This window comes from Labilithrix sp., from assembly GCA_019637155.1.
Taxonomy (GTDB): Bacteria; Myxococcota_A; Polyangia; order Polyangiales; family Polyangiaceae; genus Labilithrix.
In genome coordinates this window covers 49,046-66,983 of record JAHBWE010000016.1, presented here as the reverse complement: position 1 = coordinate 66,983, position 17,938 = coordinate 49,046, and the positions used below count along the sequence as shown (strand labels likewise).

Below are 17,938 nucleotides of genomic sequence, written 5' to 3'. Positions count from 1 at the left end.
CGCTCTCGTGCAGGAGAGCGGTGTGCGCGCACAGAGGCCTGCTGTGCGCGCGTGACCGGACTTGACGAGGGGAGCGCGCGCCTCGCATCCTGAGTCGAGTTTGTCGCCGTGGCCTCGGCGACCGCTTCCTTCGATGACCGACGACACGAAGACCGGAACCGCCGGCCCCGGGCGGTCCGAGCCGAGCGAGGCGGACGCCGCGGGGACGGCCTTGCTGCTCGCGTGGTCGCTCGCGGAGCCGTCGCGCCTCGGCGAGGTCGCGTTCGCCGAGGGACGAGGGCCGTGGGTGCTCGGACGGGGCGCGGCGCGAGACGACGATCCGGGACCACGCCTCCTGTTCGCGCCGCACCGCCCCGGCGCCGCGCGCAAGGAGCCTGCGCCGCTCCTCTGCCCGGCGCTCTCTCGGCGCCAGCTCGTCATGACGCGCGCCGCGGGCGGGATCACGATCGAGCGCACGGGGAAGCTCTCGCTCGAGGTGAACGGGCGCAAGCTCGACCGCGCCACGATCGCGCCCGGCGATGTCCTCCTCCTCGAAGGTCAGATGGCGCTCCTCTGCATCGAGCGCGCGAGGGGCGCGTTCATGCGCGGCAGCGAACCCGCGTTCGCGTTCGGCGAAGCCGACGGGTTCGGCATCGTCGGAGAGAGCGTCACGACGTGGACGATGCGCGACACGATCGACTTCTACGGGCGTCGCGAGTCCCATGTCCTCGTCACGGGACCGAGCGGCGCGGGGAAGGAGCTCGCGGCGCGCGCGATCCACGCGCTCTCGCCGCGGCGCGCCGGGCCGTTCGTCGCGCGCAACGCCGCGACGCTCCCCGACGGGATCGTCGACGCGGAGCTCTTCGGCAACGCGAAGAACTACCCGAACGCGGGGATGCGTGAGCGCGCGGGGCTCGTGGGTGAGGCCGACGGCGGCACGCTCTTCCTCGACGAGATCGGCGAGCTGCCGTCGTACGTGCAGGCGCACCTCCTCCGCCTGCTCGACGCAGGGGAGTACCACCGGCTGGGCGAAGATCGCGCGCGCCGGTGCGACCTGCGGCTCGTCGCGGCGACCAACCGTGACGAGGACGCGCTGAAGCACGATCTCCTCGCGCGCCTCAAGCTTCGGCTCGAGATCCCGGGCATCGACGAGCGCGTCGAGGACGTTCCGCTGCTCGCCCGCGCGATCCTCCAGGAGGTGAGCCGCCGGGACGCTCAGCTCCGCGAGCGCTTCTTCACCGACGACGCCCCGCGCGTCGAGCCTGCGCTCATCGCGGCGCTCCTTCGGCACTCGTACACGGGACACGTCCGCGAGCTCGAGAGCTTGCTGCTCCTGTCGATGGCGGAGAGCCGCCACGACCGCTTGACGCTGTCGGCGGGGGTGTCGCGACGACTCCGCCTCAAGCGCATCGCCGACGCACCTCCGTCACGCGACGAGATCGCCCGCGCGCTCGACGACGCGGACGGCAACGTCTCGCACGCATGGAAGGCGCTCGGACTCTCGAGCCGCGACGCGTTGAACCGACTCCTCAAGAAGCACGGGATGACGAGGCGAGAGCCCGCCGGCGACGCCACTTCCCCGCGGTCGAGGCGCGGTCGAACGTGAGCTCCGGCTCGCGAACGCAACTGGCGCGGACTATGCTTCATCGAAGCCCCCGATGAAGCCCGTTCGCATGTACTCGACGAACTTCTGCCCTTATTGCGTCCGCGCCAAGATGCTGCTCGAGGACCGCGGCATCGCGTTCGAGGAGATCAACGTCAGCGGCGATCACGAGAAGCGGCAGTGGCTCGTGGAGACCACCGGCCGCCGCACCGTCCCGCAGATCTTCATCGGCGACGAGCCGATCGGCGGGTTCGACGAGCTGCGCAAGCTCGACCTCAGCGGAGAGCTGGCGAAGAAGCTGGCAGCCTGACGCGCGCGCGCCGCGAGCCCTCGAGGCGGATGCGCGTCCGCGCCGACAGGAGGTCGTGCAGGAACGCCGCGACGACCGGGTAACGCTGCGCCGGATCGCGCGCGGTGGCGCGGGCGACGACGCGCTCGAGCACGGCCGGCGCGCGGCAGACCTCGCCGAGGAGCGGGACCTCGTCGAGGAGGAGCTGCATCACGAGCTGCGCCGCGTTCCGTCCGCGGTAGGCGCGGCGACCGGCGAGCATCTCGAAGAGGACGAGCCCGGCGGTGAAGACGTCGGCGCGCTGGTCGACGACGGCGCCCTCGCCGAGCTGCTCCGGCGCGAGGTAGCCGGGCGTCCCGACGACGCAGCCGAGCGCGGTGAGCGTGCGGCCGTCGAACGGATCGACCGCGCTGCGGCAGAGGCCGAAGTCGAGCAGCTTCACCGTGATGCGACCGTCCTCGCCGGTGACGAGGAACACGTTCTCCGGCTTCACGTCGCGATGAACGAGCCCGTGCGCGTGCGCGACCTCGAGGCCGGAGAGCAGTTGCACCGTCACCTCGATCGCGGCCTCGAGCTCGAGGCCGCGGTGCCGATCGAGGTAGCGGCGGAGGTTCTCGCCGTGGAGGAGCTCCATCGCGACGTAGGGGCGGCCGTCGTCGAGGAGGCCGGCGGCGTAGGCCGCGCACACGTTCGGGTGGTTGATGGAACACGCGGCGCGGGCTTCGCGCTCGAACCTCGCCCGCGCGTTCGGGTCCTCGTCGGTCAGGATCTTGAGCGCCACCCACCGCGCCGTCTCCCGGTCGAACGCTTCATGGATCACCCCGCAGCCGCCCGCGCCGATCTGCCCGTGCACCTCGAAGCGCGCGTCCGTGATCCCGCCGAACCGCATCGCCTCTTCGGAGAGCAACGCACGTGCCGCCGTCAGCATCCGAAATTCCGGGGCAAACGGCGCGTCGCGCCCCGTCGACCGATGTCGCGAACGCGTGACAGCGCCGTGGTACCTTCGTGATCCCCATGGCCGCCGAGCAGACGATTCACCTCGAGAAATACGCACACGACGCGAAGGCCCTCGTCGCGGGCGCGCAGGCGCTCGCCGACGAGCGCAAGCACGTCCAGGTCGACCCGATCCACCTCCTCGCGCGCGCGCTCGAACGCGATCCGGGCGTCGCGGAGGTCTTCAAGAAAGCGGGGGCCGATCCGAACGACGTCGCGTCGGAGGCGGAGTCGCAGCTCCAGAAGCTCGCGAAGGCGGGGACCGGCCTCGCGTACCTCTCGACCGCGATGCTGGGGCTGCTCCAGCGCGCGGAGAAGGACGCGGACAAGAGCGCGGTCGGGGTCGAGAACCTCCTCAACGCGCTCTCGCAGGAGATCCGCGGTCCGGCCGCGGTCGTCCTCCAGGCCTTCTCGCTCGGACCGGGCTCGTTCCGCCCCCACATGGCGGCGCTGAAGAGCGTGCCGCGCGAGATCGCCTCGACGAGCACCGGCGTGGGCGCCGACGGCGCGGCGCGCTACCTCCACGATCTCACGCGGCGCGCGAAGGAGAAGGGCTTCGATCCCGTCATCGGTCGCGACGTCGAGGTGCGCCGCCTCCTCCAGATCCTCGAGCGCCGGCAGAAGAACCACCCGCTCGTCGTCGGCGATCCCGGCGTCGGCAAGAGCGCGATCGTCGGCGCGCTCGCGATGCGCATCGCGGCGGGAGACGTCCCGCAGAACCTCGCGTCGCTCTCGATCCTGGAGCTCGAGACCGGCCTCCTCCTCGCCGGCGCCAAGCTCCGCGGCGAGATCGAGGACCGCTTGAAGCAGGTCGTCTCCTCGCTCAAGGGCAGGGACTCGCTCCTCTACATCGCGCAGCTCGAGTCGCTCCTCGGCTCGGGCCCGGCCGGCGCCGGCGTCGGCGACCTCCTGAAGCCGCTCCTCGCGCGCGGCGAGGTCCGCCTCCTCGCGTCGACCACGCTCGAGGGCGTGCGCAAGCTCTCGGAGAAGGACCCGAACCTCCTCCGTCGCTTCACCGTGCTCACGATCGAGCCCGCGACGCCCGAGCGCGCGGTCGAGATCCTGCGCGGCGTCGCCACGCGCTACGAGTCGCATCACAAAGTGCAGATCGGCGATCCCGCGATCACGGCCGCGGTCCGCCTCGCGAAGCGCTACGTGCAGGAGCGCGCGCTGCCGGACAGCGCGATCGACCTCCTCGACGAAGCGGCGGCGCGCAAGCGCGTCGAGATCGACGGCCTCCCCGCGCACATGGACGACGCGATCCGCCGCGTCGCGTCGCTCAAGGCGCAGCTCGAGGGCCTCAAGGACGACCACGACGCGATGAGCACGAAGACGCGCGAGCGCCTCGAGAAGGAGATCCGCGATCTCGAGCCGTCCGTCGCCGAGATGCGGATCAAGCTCGAGTCGCGCCGCGGCGCGGTCGCGGCGCAGGCGGCGCTCAAGGACGAGATGACCAAGCTGCAAGCGCAGCTCGAGCAGGCGCGGAACGAGAAGAACTTCGCGAAGCTCGGCGAGCTCGAGCACGTGCAGATCCCGGACGTGCGGCGCCGCCTCGAGGCCGCCGACGCCGCGGTCGCGAACGCGGGGCTGAAGGAGAGCATCTCGAGCATCGTCACGGAGGAGGACGTCGCGCAGGTCCTCTGCGACTGGACCGGCATCCAGGTCGCGAAGATGCTCGAGGCCGAGAGCGAGAAGCTCATGAAGATGGAGGAGCGCCTCTCCCATCGCGTCGTCGGCCAGAGCGAAGCGGTGAAGGCGCTCTCGCGCGCGGTCCGCCGCGGGCGCGTGGGCCTCCGCGATCCCGGCAAGCCGATCGGCTCGTTCCTCTTCCTCGGCCCCTCCGGCGTCGGCAAGACCGAGCTCGCGAAGGCGCTCGCCGAGTTCCTCTTCGACGACGAGCAGGCGATGACCCGCCTCGACATGAGCGAGTTCATGGAGAAGCACATGGCGCAGCGCCTCGTCGGCGCGCCGCCCGGCTACGTCGACAGCGAGGAGGGCGGCTTCCTCACCGAGGCGGTCCGCCGCCGCCCCTACTCCGTGCTCCTCTTCGACGAGGTCGAGAAGGCGCACGCCGACGTGTTCAACCTGCTCCTCCAGGTCCTCGACGACGGCCGCCTCACCGACGGCCGCGGCCGCACGGCGGACTTCTCGAACACGGTCGTCATCATGACGAGCAACATCGGCTCGCAGCGCATCCTCGAGACCGACCCGAGGCTCTTCGAGTCGGACGAGGGCCGCGAGGCGCTCCGCGACGTGCTGCGCGAGGAGCTCAAGAACTTCCTCCGCCCCGAGTTCTTGAACCGCATCGACGACGTCATCATCTTCCGCCCGCTCTCGAAGCCCGATCTGCGCGGCATCGTCGATATCCAACTACGCAAAGTGGAAAAGCTCGTCGCTGATCGGGAGTTGCACCTCGAGCTGACGGAGGGCGCGAAGATGCGCCTCGTCGACATCGGCTACGAGCCCGCCTTCGGCGCGCGCCCGCTGAAGCGCGCGATCGTAAAGGCCATTCAGGACCCGCTCGCCGAGGAGCTCCTCGCCGGGGGCTACACCAACGGCAGCACCGTGAAATGCGACGTCGACGACGGCGAGGGCTTCAGGTTCATCAAGCAGTAACGCGATTAGAGCAGCTCGAAGCTCTCGAGGCGCGCGTGCACGATCCGCATCGGGCGCGCGCCGACGTCGCTCGGATCGAGCGAGAACACGGTCTTCTTCTGCGAGAGGCCGTCGGCGCTCGCGCCGCTCGGGAGCTTCAGATCGGAGTCGACCTGGATGTGGAGCTCCGCGCCCTGCGCGCCGCGCAGGTTCAGCTTCGTCGCGGCGAGGGCCACGGCCGCGCGCTCCCGCGCGTCGTCCCAGCCGTTGCGCTCGCCGCGCCACGCCACGAGGCGAAGGTCGGTGACGATGCCCGCCGCGTCGACGATCGCCCTGAACGTCGCGCCGCCCTTGATCGGCGCCGCGCTCGCGAGCGTCGCCTCTTCGAGCGCGCGGATGACCGGACCTTCGGGCCCGAGCCCCTTCGCGACGTCCTGCGCGCGCAAGGCCGCGGCGAGCGTATCGTCTCTGCGCTTCGCGTCGGCAGGAGGAGGCGCCCCCGCGTCGCCGCCCTCCGCGAGCGCACCACGCGCCATGAACGGGTTGAGCTCGCCGAGGCCGATGCCGGTCTTCGGTCCGAACACGATGAACGTGCCGTTCGAGCCCGCGACGGCTTCGGCCGAGCCGGTGGGGGCGGGCGCGACGGACGCGGCGGACGCGCGTGGAGCGACCGCGGCGGCGCCCACCGCGACGGCGCCCACCGCGGCGGCGCGGATCGCCGCGGCGGCGCGCGGGGCCTCTGCCGAAGGCGACCACTCGTCTTCTCGCTCGACGGGGGTCTCGATCTCGATCGCGGCCTCCGTGGCGGGGACCTCGGCCGCCTCGACGATCGGTGCGCGCGCGGGCGCCGGCGTCCGCGCCCACGCGACGACGAGCGCGTGGACGCAGGCCGCGACCGCGTACGTCGTCACCTCCCGCGCCTTCATGCCGCGCACTATGGCACTTTTCGTGTCGCGTCGTGCCGGTTACGAGGTGACGCGCTTGCGGTAGGCGCTCGGGGTCTCGCCGCATCGCTCGGTGAACGCGGTCGTGAACGCGCCGAGGCTCGAGAAGCCGACCGCGTGCGCGGTGGAGGACACCGACGCGTCGGGGCGCGCGAGGAGCTCCATCGCGCGCATCATGCGTGCACTTTGCAAGTACGAGCGGTAGCTCGTCTGCAGCTCGTCCTCGAACCGGCGCGACAGCGTGCGGACCGACACCTTCGCCGCCGCCGCGGCGCGCTCCACCGTGGCCTCGTCGAGGTGCTCGTCGATCCACGCCGTCGCGCGCGCGGTCGCGGCGGACTTCGCGACCGGCAGGAAGTACGGCCGCTCGTCCGCGATCCACTCCGACGCGAGCGCCCCGAGCGCGTGGAAGTACGTATCCGCGAGGTCTTGGTCAACGTCGGGGCCCTGCGGAGCGCTCGGGTCGCTTCGCTTGCGCGGCCGCTTCTGGGGCCCCGTCGGGTCTGGCGGGCTCCCCCTCCCCGTCGGGCCCCAGCGCATCGCGTAGAGGAGCATCTCGCGTGCGAGCGGGGTGACGGCGAAGACGCGGCAGCGGGGCGGCGAGCGCTTCACGAGCGCGGCGGCGATGTAGACCGTGCGCAGCGCGCAGCCGGTGCTGCTCTCGACGCGATGGCGGACCTTCCGCGCGATCCACGCCGCGCGCTCGGGCGGGAGCGTCCAGCGTCGGTCCTCGGTCGTCAGGACGAGCGTGCCGCGCGCAGCGAAGAGGAGCTGATGGCGATCGTGCTGGTGCCAGTCGCCGCGGAACGGCTCGTAGTCCTCGGCGATCCCGAACGCAGGCGCGGCGGCGCGATCGACGTCGATCTCGTGCACCTCACGGATTGTTCGCGACGACCGCGACGTTGTCACCACCGACGACGCCCGCGTTCGTCTCGAGCGTCACCGTGATGCCGTCGCGCCGGATGACGGCGAGGTCCGCCTCCGACACGAAGAACGCCGCCGCCTCGTGCACGTCGACCGGGTAGAGCTGGATGTACCCTTGCCACGTCGTGTAGCGGAACGGGAGCTCGCGCCGCTCCGTCGTGCCGTCCGCGCGCGGCACGTACGCGACCGCGCGCTCGAAGCCGTCGAAGTCGGGGTGCGTCCGCCGCACCGCCGCGTCGTTGACGCGCACGCCGATCGCGACCATCGGCGTCGTCGCGTCGTAGCCGTACGTCGGCGTGCCGGTCACGACGCGCCGCCACGTCGCGTCGACGCGGAGCGCGGGTCCGTCGGCGGCGAAGGCGTCCTCGGACGTCGCGGCGTCTTCCGTGTCGGCGGGCGCGCACGCGACGAGCGAGAGGAGCGAGAGAGAAGCGGCGAGGAGCGTCGTCTTGTTCATGCCCACGCAGTAGCGCCGCCGCGCGCGCGCCGCTTTCGCCGGCCGGCCAACGTCTTTCGACTTCCGGCCAACGGCGTCGGGCGTCAGGCGTCGGGCGTCGGGCGTCAGGACGCGAGGCCGAGGAGGACGAGCAGGCGCGCGAGCGCGGGTTGTCCGCTCGTCCCCGTCTTCGCGAAGACGTGCCGGAGCTGCGCGCGCACGGTGTTCCAGGCGGTGCCGAGCCGGTCGGCCGCCTCCTTCGGCGCGAGGCCGCCGCCGACGAGGAGCGCGACGCGCGCCTCGGCCGCGGTGAGGCCGTAGACCTGCGAGAGCAGCTCCGCCGGCGCGCCGACCCGCGCCGACGGATCGGTCACGACGACGAGCGTCCGCCCGCGTTCGTTCGCGAGGGCGAAGAGGTCGTCCTCCGCGCGAAGCGGGACCGCCGTCACCGCGAGCACGGCGCCCGAGCTCGTCGTCACGCGCCGGGGCTCGAGCGTGGCCACGATCTCGCGGAAGTCGCGCGCGTCGAGGTCGAGCCCCGCCGCGACCATGCGCCGAGCGGCTTCGTTCAAGTGGAGGCGACGGCCGCGCGCGTCGAGCACGATCGCGCCGGCGGGCAGGCGATCGACGACGTCCCACGCCGTGCGCGCGTCGCGCTGAGCGGACTGGAGCGTATCGGCGATCGCCAACGCCCGTCGCATGTGAGGGATGAGCGCTTCGAAGAGCTCGGCGTGCGACGCGTCGAACGGGCGCGCGCCGCGCGGCTTCATCGCGGCGAAGGAGATCATCTCGTGCGGACCGAGCGCGACGAGACCGCCGACGAGATCGTCGAGCTCGTACGGCACGCAGAGCTCGTTGATGAAGGGGTTCGCCTTCCTGATCTTCGGCGAGACGAGCTGGTCGCCCGTCCGCGCGAAGCCGACCGGCCCCCGGCGCGCTTCGATCGCCCAGACGTCGTCCGCCCAGTAGCGCTCGACGTAGGCGCGCTCGAACGCGGGCTCGAGGCCTACCCACGTCTGCGTGACGGCGGGCACCTCGAACGACTCGACCCGAAATCCACACGCAGTCCCGCCGACCGCTCCCGCGAGGAAACGGAGCGCCTCGGACCAGCCCGCAGGTTCGACCGCCGCCGCATAAACACGCTCCACAACTCGGGAAAACGCGCTCTCCACCAAGGGATCGTAATCCATCTGGACGATGCAAGGCCGCATCCTCGAGCGACCTCGCATCGTGCTTCTCCGTCATCGCGTTCACCTGGCGATTGGCAGCTCGCGCTCCCGAGCGCGGACCCCAACGCTCGCGCTCCCGAGCGCGGACCCCAACGCTCGCGCTCCCGAGTCGAAGCCTACGCGTCGACCTAATTGAATTTGACTTTCAATATCATCTGCTAGAACGGAGGACATGAATCGAGCCGTGACGTCGGCGGCAGACGGGGGAAACGCGACAGAACGTGCGGCCGCGCCGACCGCAACGAGCGGCGCGCCACGAGCAAGTGCAGACGAGACGACCGCTCCCAGCGACGCCGCGTCACGCACGACAGACGCGACACAGCTCGCGCGCGAGCCAAATGCCCCGAGTGACGCACCTCCGGCGCCCGCGACAGCGCGCGCCGATGCGACAGAGCTCGGGCGCGAGCCAAACGACGTGCCGCCGGCACCAGCAGCACGCGCGGCCGACGCGACGGAGCTCGGGCGCGGGATGAGCGCGCGGGGGGATGCGCCGAGCGGGCGCTCGGGACGAGGTGGCGAGGCGACCGCACGGAGCGAAGCCACCGCGCGGAGTGATGGGAAGGTGGCGAAGCGAGGGGTCTTCTTCCTGCTCGGGTGGCGGCCCTGGAGCGTCGCGGGGGCCGCGGGCGCGGCGGTCGTCGGGGTGGCGGTTGGGCTCGTGCCGTATGTGTGTATCGCGAAGATGGCGGAGGCCGTGTTCGCGGCGCCGCCGCGGATCGGGGAGGTGGAGCGGCTCGCGTTCGTGGCGCTCGCGGCGCTCGGCGTGCGCGCGGTCGCGCTCGCGGCGCAGAACGTCCTCGCGCACGTCGCGGCGTACAGGATCCTGCACGACCTTCGCGTCGCGATGGCGCGGAAGCTCGCGGGGGTGCCGCTCTCGTTCTTCGCGCGGCGATCCACCGGCGACCTCAAGCGCACGATGATGGACGACGTCAACCAGATCGAGATGTTCGTCGCGCACCACTTCCCCGACGGCGTCGCCGCCGTCGCCGTGCCCGTCCTCACCACTGTGCTCCTCTTCTTCGTCGATTGGCGCATGGCGCTCGCGGCGTTCGCGATGGCGCCGATCGCCGTCGGCCTCATGGCCTTCATGATGCGCGACATGGGCGCGATGCACGATCGCTGGCGCGAGCTGCAAGAGCGCACCGACTCCTCGCTGCTCGAGTACCTCCGCGGCATCCACGTCATCAAGACGTTCGGCCTCAGCGCGAAGTCGTTCGGCGACCTCGCGCGATCGATCCAGGACTCGCTCCTTTGGCTCGACACCTTCATGAAGACCAGCGGCGGCGCCTTCGGCGTCTTCGGCACCCTGATCGGCTCGAGCATCGTCGTCCTCCTCCCCCTCGGCGGCTGGCTCCACCTCCGCGGCTCCCTCTCGCTCCCCGACCTCGTCCTCTTCCTCGTCCTCGGACCGCAGGTCCTCGCCTCGCTCGTGCGCCTCATGTTCGCGCAAGGCAACGTCCAGCGCATCGAGAGCGGGCTCGCCCGCATCGCCGGCGTCCTCGACGCGAGCGACGTCGAGAGCGACGTCGAAGGCGCGGCCGAGCGCGTTCCGCGCGACGCCGGGCTCCGGTTCGTCGACGTGTCGTTCCGGTACGCCGACGACGACCGCGCCGACGCCCTCGCCTCCGTCAGCTTCGAGGCGAAGGCCGGCGAGGTCACCGCCCTCGTCGGGCCCTCCGGCGCCGGCAAATCGACGATCGGGCGCCTCGTCCCCCGGCTGTGGGACGTGACCGGCGGACGCGTCGAGCTCGGCGGCGTCGACGTGCGCGCGATGCCGCTCGACGACTTGTTGAGCCGCGTCGCGGTCGTGTTCCAGGACGTGTTCCTCTTCCACGGCACCGTGCGCGAGAACCTCGCGATCGCGCGGCCCGGCGCGAGCGACGACGAGATCGAGGCGGCCTGCCGGACCGCGCGCGCGCACGACTTCATCCGCGCGCTCCCGAAGGGCTACGACACCGTGATCGGAGAGCGGGGGGCGCGCCTCTCCGGCGGCGAACGGCAGCGCCTCTCGATCGCCCGCGCGCTCTTGAAGGACGCGCCCGTCCTCGTGCTCGACGAGGCGACCGCCTTCGCCGACGCCGAGAACGAGGCCGCGATCCAGGAAGGGATCGACGCCGCGTGCGAGGGCCGCACCGTCCTCGTCATCGCCCATCGCCTGTCGTCGATCGCCGGCGCGGATCGCATCGTCGTCCTCGACGCGGGGCGCGTGCTCGACAGCGGGAAACACGACGCGCTCCTCGAGCGCTGCGCGCTCTACCGCGAGCTCTGGGAGCATCACTCCGCGGCGCTCGACTGGGAGATCGCGTCGTGATCGGCGAGCTCGTCGGCCTCGGCTCGCGCCTCGCGGGCAAGCGCGATCCGCGCCTCGCGCGCGGGCTCTGGCTCGCGCTCGGAGAAGCGGTCGCGATCGCGATCCCGTACGCGCTCGTCGTCGTGTTCGTGCGCCGCGCGCTCGAGGGCACGCTCTCGCACGCCCTCCTCTGGCAGCTCACGCTCGGCGTCCTCGCCGCCCTCGCGCTCCGCCTCCTCTTCGCGCGCCCGGCGATGGTCGACATCTTCAGCGCCGCGCACTCGCTCATGGGACACGCGCGCATCCGGATGGCCGACCGGCTGCGGCGGCTGCCGATGGGCTTCTTCTCCGAGCGCCGCATCGGCGAGCTCGCCGGCGTGCTGACGACGGACATCGCGCTCGTCGAGGACATCTGGAGCCACCTCTTCGGCGTCTTCGCGGCGAGCCTCGTCTTGCCGCTCGTCGTCGGCGCCGGGCTCTGCGTCGTCGACTGGCGCCTCGGCCTCGCCGTGTTCTTCACGATGCCGATCGCCCTCGTCGTGCTCCGCGTGACGAGCCCGATCTTCACGCGCCACGTCGGCGCCGTGCTCGACGCCTCCGCCGACGCGAACGCGCGCATCGTCGAATACGTGCAAGGGATCGCGGTGCTCCGCACGTTCGGACGCCACGGCGACGGCTACGAGCGGCTCCGCGCCTCGATGGAACGCCTCCGCGACGCGATGATCCGCGCCGACGTCGCGCCGACGCCCCTCCTCTCCGTCTACACGTTCACGGTCGAGGCGAGCCTCGTGCTCGTGGCGCTCCTCGGCAGCTGGCTCATGCTCGGCGGCACGCTCACGGCGCCCACGCTCCTCGTCTTCCTCATGGTCACCGGCGGCCTCACGCGCCAGCTCTCCGACCTCGGCGTCGCGTTCCTCCTCCTCCGCGCGGCGGAGCGGGCGCTCGAGCGCATCGACGGCCTCCTCGCCGAGCCGCCGCTCGCGGATCCGAAGCGGAAGAAGAAAGTGGAGGTCGCGCGCCACGACATCGAGCTCGACGACGTCACGTTCACGTACGGCGGCGGCGGCAACGTGCTCGAGCACGTCTCGCTCCGCTTCCCCGAGCGCACGCTCACCGCGCTCGTCGGCCCCTCCGGCGCGGGAAAATCGACGATCGCGCACCTCGTCGCGCGGCTGTGGGACGTGCCCGCGGGATCGGGCGCGGTGCGCATCGGCGGCGTCGACGTGCGCGACCTCTCCTTCGAGGACCTGCATCGCCACATCGCGATGGTGTTCCAGGACGTCGTCCTCTTCTCCGGCACCGTCCTCGAGAACATCCGCGTCGGCAAGCCCGACGCGAGCTACGAGGAGGTCGTCGCCGCGGCGAAGGCGGCCCACGTCCACGACTTCGTCGCCGACCTCCCGCTCGCGTACGACACGCCGGTGGGCGAAGGCGGGAGCGCCCTCTCCGGGGGACAGCGGCAGCGCATCTCGATCGCGCGCGCGATCTTGAAGGACGCGCCGGTGGTGCTCCTCGACGAGGCGACCGCGTCGGTCGACGCGACGGCGGAGGCGGAGATCCAGCGCGCGATCGACGAGCTCGTGAAGCACAAGACCGTGGTCGTCATCGCGCACCGGCTCCGCACGATCCGGCGCGCGCACCGCATCGTCGTCCTCGAAGCGGGGAAGGTCGTCGAGGAGGGGACCCACGCCGAGCTCGTCGACCGCGACGGCCTGTACGCGCGGCTCTGGGCGGCGCAGGAGCGCGCGCGCGGCTGGCGGCTCGCTACCCAAGACGCGAGCGCTATCCAAGACGCGCTCGGAGGACCGAGCGCTACGCCTTCTCGATCTCCGTGATCGCCGCCTCGAGGCGCGCGAGGCCCTCGGCGATGATCTCCTGCGTGACGTTCAACGTCGGGCGGAAGCGGAGCGAGCTCTTGCCGCAGGCGAGGACGAGCATGCCGTCGGCGAAGCAGCGCTTGATCGCCGCGTCGCGCGTCTCCTTGCTCGGCAGATCGATCGCGCAGAGGAGCCCCTGCCCGCGCGCGTTCGTGACGATCGGGTGGCGCTCGGAGAGCTTCTCGAGCCCGGTGAGGAGCTCCTTCCCGCGCGTCGCCGCGTTCGTGAGGAGGTCGTCGTCGACGATGATCTCCAGGATGCGGGTGGCGCGCACCATGTCGACGAGGCCGCCGCCCCAGGTCGAGTTGATGCGGCCCGGCTTCACGAAGACGTTGTTGCCGACCTCGTCGATGCGGTCGCCGACGAAGATGCCGCCGACCTGGAGCTTCTTCGCGAAGACGCAGATGTCCGGCGTCACGCCGTGGTGCTGGTAACACCACCACTTGCCCGTCGCGCCGACGCCGGTCTGCACCTCGTCGTAGATGAGGAGCGCGTCGTTCTCGTCGGCGAGGCGGCGCAGCTCCTTGAAGAAGGAGGCGCGGAAGTGGTGGTCGCCGCCCTCGCTCTGGATCGGCTCGACGATGATCGCCGCGATGTCGTGCGGCCGCTCGTCGAACGCCGCCTCCATCGCCGCGATCGTCGCCTTCTCGCGCGCCTCGACCTCCGCCTCGTACCTCGAGAGCGGGAAGCGGATCATCGGCGACGGCACGCGCGGCCACGGGAACTTCGGGAAGTAGTCCACCTTGTTCGGGTCGGTGTTGGTCAGGCTCATCGTGTAGCCGGACCGCCCGTGGAACGCGTGCTCGAGGTGGAGCACGTCGTAGCCTCGCTCGCCGCGGCCCGACGCGATGTTCTTGCGAACCTTCCAGTCGAACGCCGTCTTCAGCGCGTTCTCGACCGCGAGCGCGCCGCCCTCGACGAAGAAGTACTTCGTGAGCTCGGGCGGCGCGCAGGTGCGCTCGAGCGTGTCGACGAACTCGGCGAAGTAGGTGGTATATTTGTCGGAGTTCGCGACTTTAACGGTAGAGACGGCTCGGAGCCGCTCCTGCGTCCGCTCGTCGAGGAGCCCGGGGTGGTTGAAGCCGAGCGGGTTCGACGCGAAGAACGCGTAGAAGTCGACGAGGTCCTTGCCCGTCAGCGCATCTCGGACGAGCGATCCGCGGCTCTTCTCGAGATCGACGACGAGCGGATACCCGTCGACGAGGATGTGACGCCGCAGCGTGTCGTGAACGGCCGCGCTCTGGATCTCCGATCGGCGGAACATGATCAATCCTTACCACGGACTCCGGTAACATCGGCGCGATGGACGTCGCGTTTTGGACCCAGCGCTGGAGCGAAGGGCGCATCGCGTTTCACGAGGGCAAGGCGAACGCCTACCTCGCGCAGCACGCGCGCGTGCTCGCCGGGCGCACCGTGCTCGTGCCGCTGTGCGGCAAGGCCGAAGACCTCGCGTTCCTCGCGGCGCAGGGGCACGACGTGGTGGGGATCGAGGTCGTCGAGGACGCGGTGAAGGCCTTCTTCGCCGAGCACGAGCTCACGCCGGCGGTCCGCGAAGAGGGCGGCGTGCGCGTGTACTCCGCCGCGAGCGTGACGATCGTCGCCGGCGACTTCTTCGCGACGACGCGCGAGCTCGTCGGCCCGGTCGACGGGTACTACGATCGCGCCGCGCTCATCGCGCTCCCGCCGGAGATGCGGCCGCGCTACGCCGCGCACGTCCGCGCGCTCCTCGCCAAAGGCAGCAAGGGCCTCCTCGTCGCGCTCGAGCACGCGAACCCCACCACGCCGCCGTTCTCCGTCGGCGAGGACGAAATCCGCGCGCTCTACGGCGACGCGAACGTGCACCTCCTGGGCGAAGGGCCCGCCCAGGAGCGCTTCGTGGACGGCCGCGAGCGCTGCTTTTCGATCGACTTCTGACGCGCGTGGCCGAGTGCTAGCGTGCGCGCGCCATGCGCACGCTCCTCGTCGCCGCGACCGCCGCGCTCGCGCTCCTCTTCGCCTGCTCGTCCGACGACGACACACCGGGCGGAGGAGCGTCGTCGACGTCGTCGTCCTCCTCCTCTTCTTCCACCGGCGGCACCCCGCCCGATCCCTCGACGCTCTTCGATCCGCTCCCGCCCGCGACGCCGGACAAGCTGCGCGGGGTCTGGGAGACGAAGGAGTCCGGCGATACGGGCCAGATCGCGCTCCGCCTCCGCTTCACCGACGACTACATCGCCGGGACCGCGCGCTGCACCTCGCCCGCGGGCCAGAGCCTCGACGCGCCGAACCTCACCGGCATCGACAGCGCCGACATCGACGCGAAGGAAGGGGTCATCGCGGTGCCGGGCGGGCTCCAGTTCTCCGCCGCCGACGGCGACTTCAAGTGCAACGCCGACCTCCCCGGCGGCGACCTCGCCTTCGTGATCGAAGGCACCACCCTCACCCTCGCGCTCGAAGGCGCGGAGGGCACGCTCACGTTCACGAAGGTCGGCGACTGAATGAAGGTCCACCTCGTCGGCGTCGCCGGCACCGGCATGGGACAGCTCGCGACCCTCCTCAAGGACGCGGGGCACGAGGTCAGCGGCTCGGACGTCGCGTTCGATCCGCCGATGGGCCCCGCGCTCGAGGCGGCGGGGATCCGCTGCCTCCCGGGATGGAAGGCGGAGAACGTCGCCGGCGACCTCGATCTCGTCGTCGTCGGCAACGCGATCCGGAGGGACAACGTCGAGGCGGTGGAGGCCGAGCGCCGCGGGATCGCGCGCACGAGCATGTCGGCCGCGCTCCGCGAGCGCTTCCTCACCGGCAAGCGGCCGCTCGTCGTCGCGGGGACGCACGGCAAGACGACGACGAGCGCGATGTGCGCGTGGGTCCTCGAGCGCGCGGGGCTCGAGCCCGGCTTCTTCATCGGCGGCCTCCCGAAGAACTTCGACGGCGGCGCCCGCCTCGGCGGCACGAAGCGCAAGATCGTCGGCGCGTCCGCGATGCCGGCCCCGTTCGTGGTCGAGGGCGACGAATACGACGCCGTGTTCTGGCACAAGAAGCCGAAGTTCTTCGACTACGTCGACGCCGAGAGCGTCGTCATCGTCACGAGCGTCGAGCACGATCACATCGACATCTATCCGTCGGCCGACGTCTACGAGGCACAGTTCCGCGAGCTCGTCGAGCGCGTCGGCCCCGACGGCCTCGTCGTCTGCGACGCGCGCGACGCCGCCGCGCGCCGGATCGTGAGCGCCCACGCGAAGGCGCGCACCGCTTTTTATGCGCTCGACGGCGACGACACCGGCGACGTCACGCCGACGTGGCTCGCCGTGCTCGTCCCGGGCGACGAGGGCGTCACGCCCTTCGACCTGTTCCTCGGCGGCTCCTACGGCGGCCGCTTCGCGCTCGAGGTCCCGGGCGCGCACAACGTCCGCAACGCGCTCGCGACGCTCGCCGCGTGCGCGGAGGGGTTCGGCGTCGACATCGAGAAGGCGCGCGCCACCCTCACCTCCTTCAAGGGCGTGCGCCGGCGGCAGGACCTCATCGGACGGCCGAACGAGATCGCGATCTACGACGACTTCGCGCACCACCCGACCGCGGTCGACGAGACGCTCCGCGCGCTGCGGGCTCGCCATCCGAGCGGCAAGCTCTGGGCCGTCTTCGAGCCGCGCAGCGCGACGGCGTGCCGGAACATCCATCAGATCGAGTACGAGACCGCGTTCCGCGCCGCCGATCGCGTGCTCTTCGCCCCGCTCGGGCGCGCGAACATCCCCGAAGCCGAGCGCCTCGACGTCGCGCGGATCGCCGCCGCGATCGGCGAAGGCGCGACCGCCGCGCCGAGCATCGACGCGATCGCGGACACGCTCGTGCGCGAGGCGAAGCCCGGCGACGTCGTCGCCCTCCTCTCGAACGGCGCCTTCGGCGGCCTCCACGAGCGCCTCCTCCACGCGCTCGGCGCGAAATGACGCCGGACGAGCTGGCGCGCGCGCTCGGCGTCGTGCGCGCGGCGGCGATGGAAGCAGCGAAGCTCGTGAGCAACGGGTTCCGGCGCCACGTCGCGGTCGAGCACAAAGGCGCGATCGACCTCGTGACCGAGTACGATCGCGCGAGCGAGGCGCTCCTCCGGCAGCGCCTGACGTCCGAGCTGCCGTATGCGTTCGTCGGCGAAGAAGGAGGCGGCGACCTCGAGAACGGCGTCGGCTTCTACGTCGACCCGATCGACGGGACGACCAACTTCGTGCACGGTCACCCCTTCTGGTGCATCTCGATCGGGCTCGTCGCGCGCGGCGCGCCGGTCCTCGGCCTCGTCCTTGCTCCGGCGCTCGGCGTCGAGTGGTCGGGCTGGACCGCGGCGAACGGCGAGCGCTCGGCGCGACGCCACACGTTCGCGAGCGCGTTCCTGCCCGCGACCGAGAGCGCCTGCGCCCCGAGCCGCACCGCCGCGATCGCCGAGGCCTACCTCGCGACCGGGTTCCCCTACGATCGCCGTACGAGCGACGACGACAACTTCGCCGCGTTCACGACGATCAAGAAGAAGTGCCTCGCGATCCGGCGCTGCGGATCGGCGGCGATGGACGTGTGCCTCGTCGCCGACGGTACGTACGACGGCTACTGGGAGCGCAAGGTGAACCCCTACGACGTGGCAGGTGGAGCTGCCATCGCGCGCGCGGCGGGCTGCACGGTCACGGATTTCACGGGCGGCGCCGCCTTCCTCGAGCGCGGCCGCATCGTCGTCACGAACGGCGCGCTGCACGGAGCGCTGGTCGCCGAGCTAGCCCACACCGGCTGACATCGCGAGCGTGCGAAAGCGGCCCGCAGCGA

15 protein-coding genes are annotated in these 17,938 nt (G+C 71.4%); 9 read left to right on the top strand and 6 right to left on the bottom strand.

Annotated elements, in window-relative coordinates; genetic code table 11:
* The first annotated feature begins 133 nt into the window (after nt 1-133).
* Nucleotides 134-1,585 (top strand): sigma-54-dependent Fis family transcriptional regulator, encoded by a 1,452-nt coding sequence (locus tag KF837_30990; GenBank protein ID MBX3231792.1) that lies wholly within the window; start codon nt 134-136, stop codon nt 1,583-1,585.
* Nucleotides 1,586-1,637: 52 nt separating this feature from the next.
* Complete coding sequence (grxC, locus tag KF837_30985) at nt 1,638-1,892, top strand: glutaredoxin 3 (GenBank protein ID MBX3231791.1); 255 nt, start codon at nt 1,638-1,640, stop codon at nt 1,890-1,892.
* Here the strand turns inward: grxC and KF837_30980 are convergent.
* A complete protein-coding gene (locus KF837_30980) occupies nt 1,858-2,760 on the bottom strand; it encodes a serine/threonine protein kinase (GenBank protein ID MBX3231790.1) in 903 nt (300 codons plus the stop codon). The two genes, grxC and KF837_30980, sit on opposite strands and share 35 nt — an antisense overlap.
* 125 nt (nt 2,761-2,885) lie before the next feature.
* Between KF837_30980 and KF837_30975 the strand changes: the two genes are divergently transcribed.
* On the top strand, nt 2,886-5,480 hold the full coding sequence (locus KF837_30975; protein ID MBX3231789.1) for an AAA family ATPase: 2,595 nt from the start codon (nt 2,886-2,888) through the stop codon (nt 5,478-5,480).
* Nucleotides 5,481-5,485: 5 nt separating this feature from the next.
* On the opposite strand, the gene KF837_30970 is transcribed toward KF837_30975, so the two are convergent.
* From KF837_30970 to KF837_30955, 4 genes are all read right to left on the bottom strand, one after another.
* The gene (locus KF837_30970) at nt 5,486-6,385 is read right to left on the bottom strand and encodes a hypothetical protein (protein ID MBX3231788.1); all 900 of its coding nucleotides are present in this window, start codon (nt 6,383-6,385) and stop codon (nt 5,486-5,488) included.
* 39 nt (nt 6,386-6,424) lie between these two features.
* Nucleotides 6,425-7,276 (bottom strand): helix-turn-helix transcriptional regulator, encoded by an 852-nt coding sequence (locus KF837_30965; GenBank protein MBX3231787.1) that lies wholly within the window; start codon nt 7,274-7,276, stop codon nt 6,425-6,427.
* Nucleotide 7,277: 1 nt separating this feature from the next.
* Nucleotides 7,278-7,784 carry a hypothetical protein gene (locus KF837_30960; GenBank protein ID MBX3231786.1) on the bottom strand — a complete coding sequence of 169 codons (507 nt, stop codon included), beginning with the start codon at nt 7,782-7,784 and terminating at the stop codon, nt 7,278-7,280.
* Nucleotides 7,785-7,888: 104 nt separating this feature from the next.
* Nucleotides 7,889-8,911 carry a helix-turn-helix transcriptional regulator gene (locus KF837_30955; GenBank protein MBX3231785.1) on the bottom strand — a complete coding sequence of 341 codons (1,023 nt, stop codon included), beginning with the start codon at nt 8,909-8,911 and terminating at the stop codon, nt 7,889-7,891.
* Between the two features lie 550 nt (nt 8,912-9,461).
* On the opposite strand from KF837_30955, the gene KF837_30950 reads away from it, so the two are divergent.
* Nucleotides 9,462-11,303: an ABC transporter ATP-binding protein gene (locus KF837_30950; GenBank protein MBX3231784.1), complete on the top strand. Its 1,842-nt coding sequence runs from the start codon at nt 9,462-9,464 to the stop codon at nt 11,301-11,303.
* Complete coding sequence (locus tag KF837_30945) at nt 11,300-13,117, top strand: ABC transporter ATP-binding protein (protein MBX3231783.1); 1,818 nt, start codon at nt 11,300-11,302, stop codon at nt 13,115-13,117. The genes KF837_30950 and KF837_30945 overlap by 4 nt, the downstream gene beginning before the upstream one ends.
* On the opposite strand, the gene lat is transcribed toward KF837_30945, so the two are convergent.
* A complete protein-coding gene (lat, locus tag KF837_30940) occupies nt 13,095-14,423 on the bottom strand; it encodes an L-lysine 6-transaminase (protein MBX3231782.1) in 1,329 nt (442 codons plus the stop codon). The genes KF837_30945 and lat overlap by 23 nt on opposite strands.
* A gap of 38 nt (nt 14,424-14,461) precedes the next feature.
* Here lat and KF837_30935 point away from each other — a divergent pair, with 38 nt between their 5' ends.
* From KF837_30935 to KF837_30920, 4 genes are read left to right on the top strand one after another with little or no spacing between them, the layout of a single operon-like run.
* Nucleotides 14,462-15,073 carry a hypothetical protein gene (locus KF837_30935; GenBank protein ID MBX3231781.1) on the top strand — a complete coding sequence of 204 codons (612 nt, stop codon included), beginning with the start codon at nt 14,462-14,464 and terminating at the stop codon, nt 15,071-15,073.
* Nucleotides 15,074-15,105: 32 nt separating this feature from the next.
* A complete protein-coding gene (locus KF837_30930) occupies nt 15,106-15,636 on the top strand; it encodes a hypothetical protein (protein ID MBX3231780.1) in 531 nt (176 codons plus the stop codon).
* Nucleotides 15,637-17,082: a UDP-N-acetylmuramate:L-alanyl-gamma-D-glutamyl-meso-diaminopimelate ligase gene (locus KF837_30925; protein ID MBX3231779.1), complete on the top strand. Its 1,446-nt coding sequence runs from the start codon at nt 15,637-15,639 to the stop codon at nt 17,080-17,082. It abuts the gene before it with no gap.
* Nucleotides 17,079-17,906: an inositol monophosphatase gene (locus KF837_30920; protein MBX3231778.1), complete on the top strand. Its 828-nt coding sequence runs from the start codon at nt 17,079-17,081 to the stop codon at nt 17,904-17,906. Before KF837_30925 ends, KF837_30920 begins: the two co-directional genes overlap by 4 nt.
* Nucleotides 17,907-17,938: the final 32 nt, after the last annotated feature.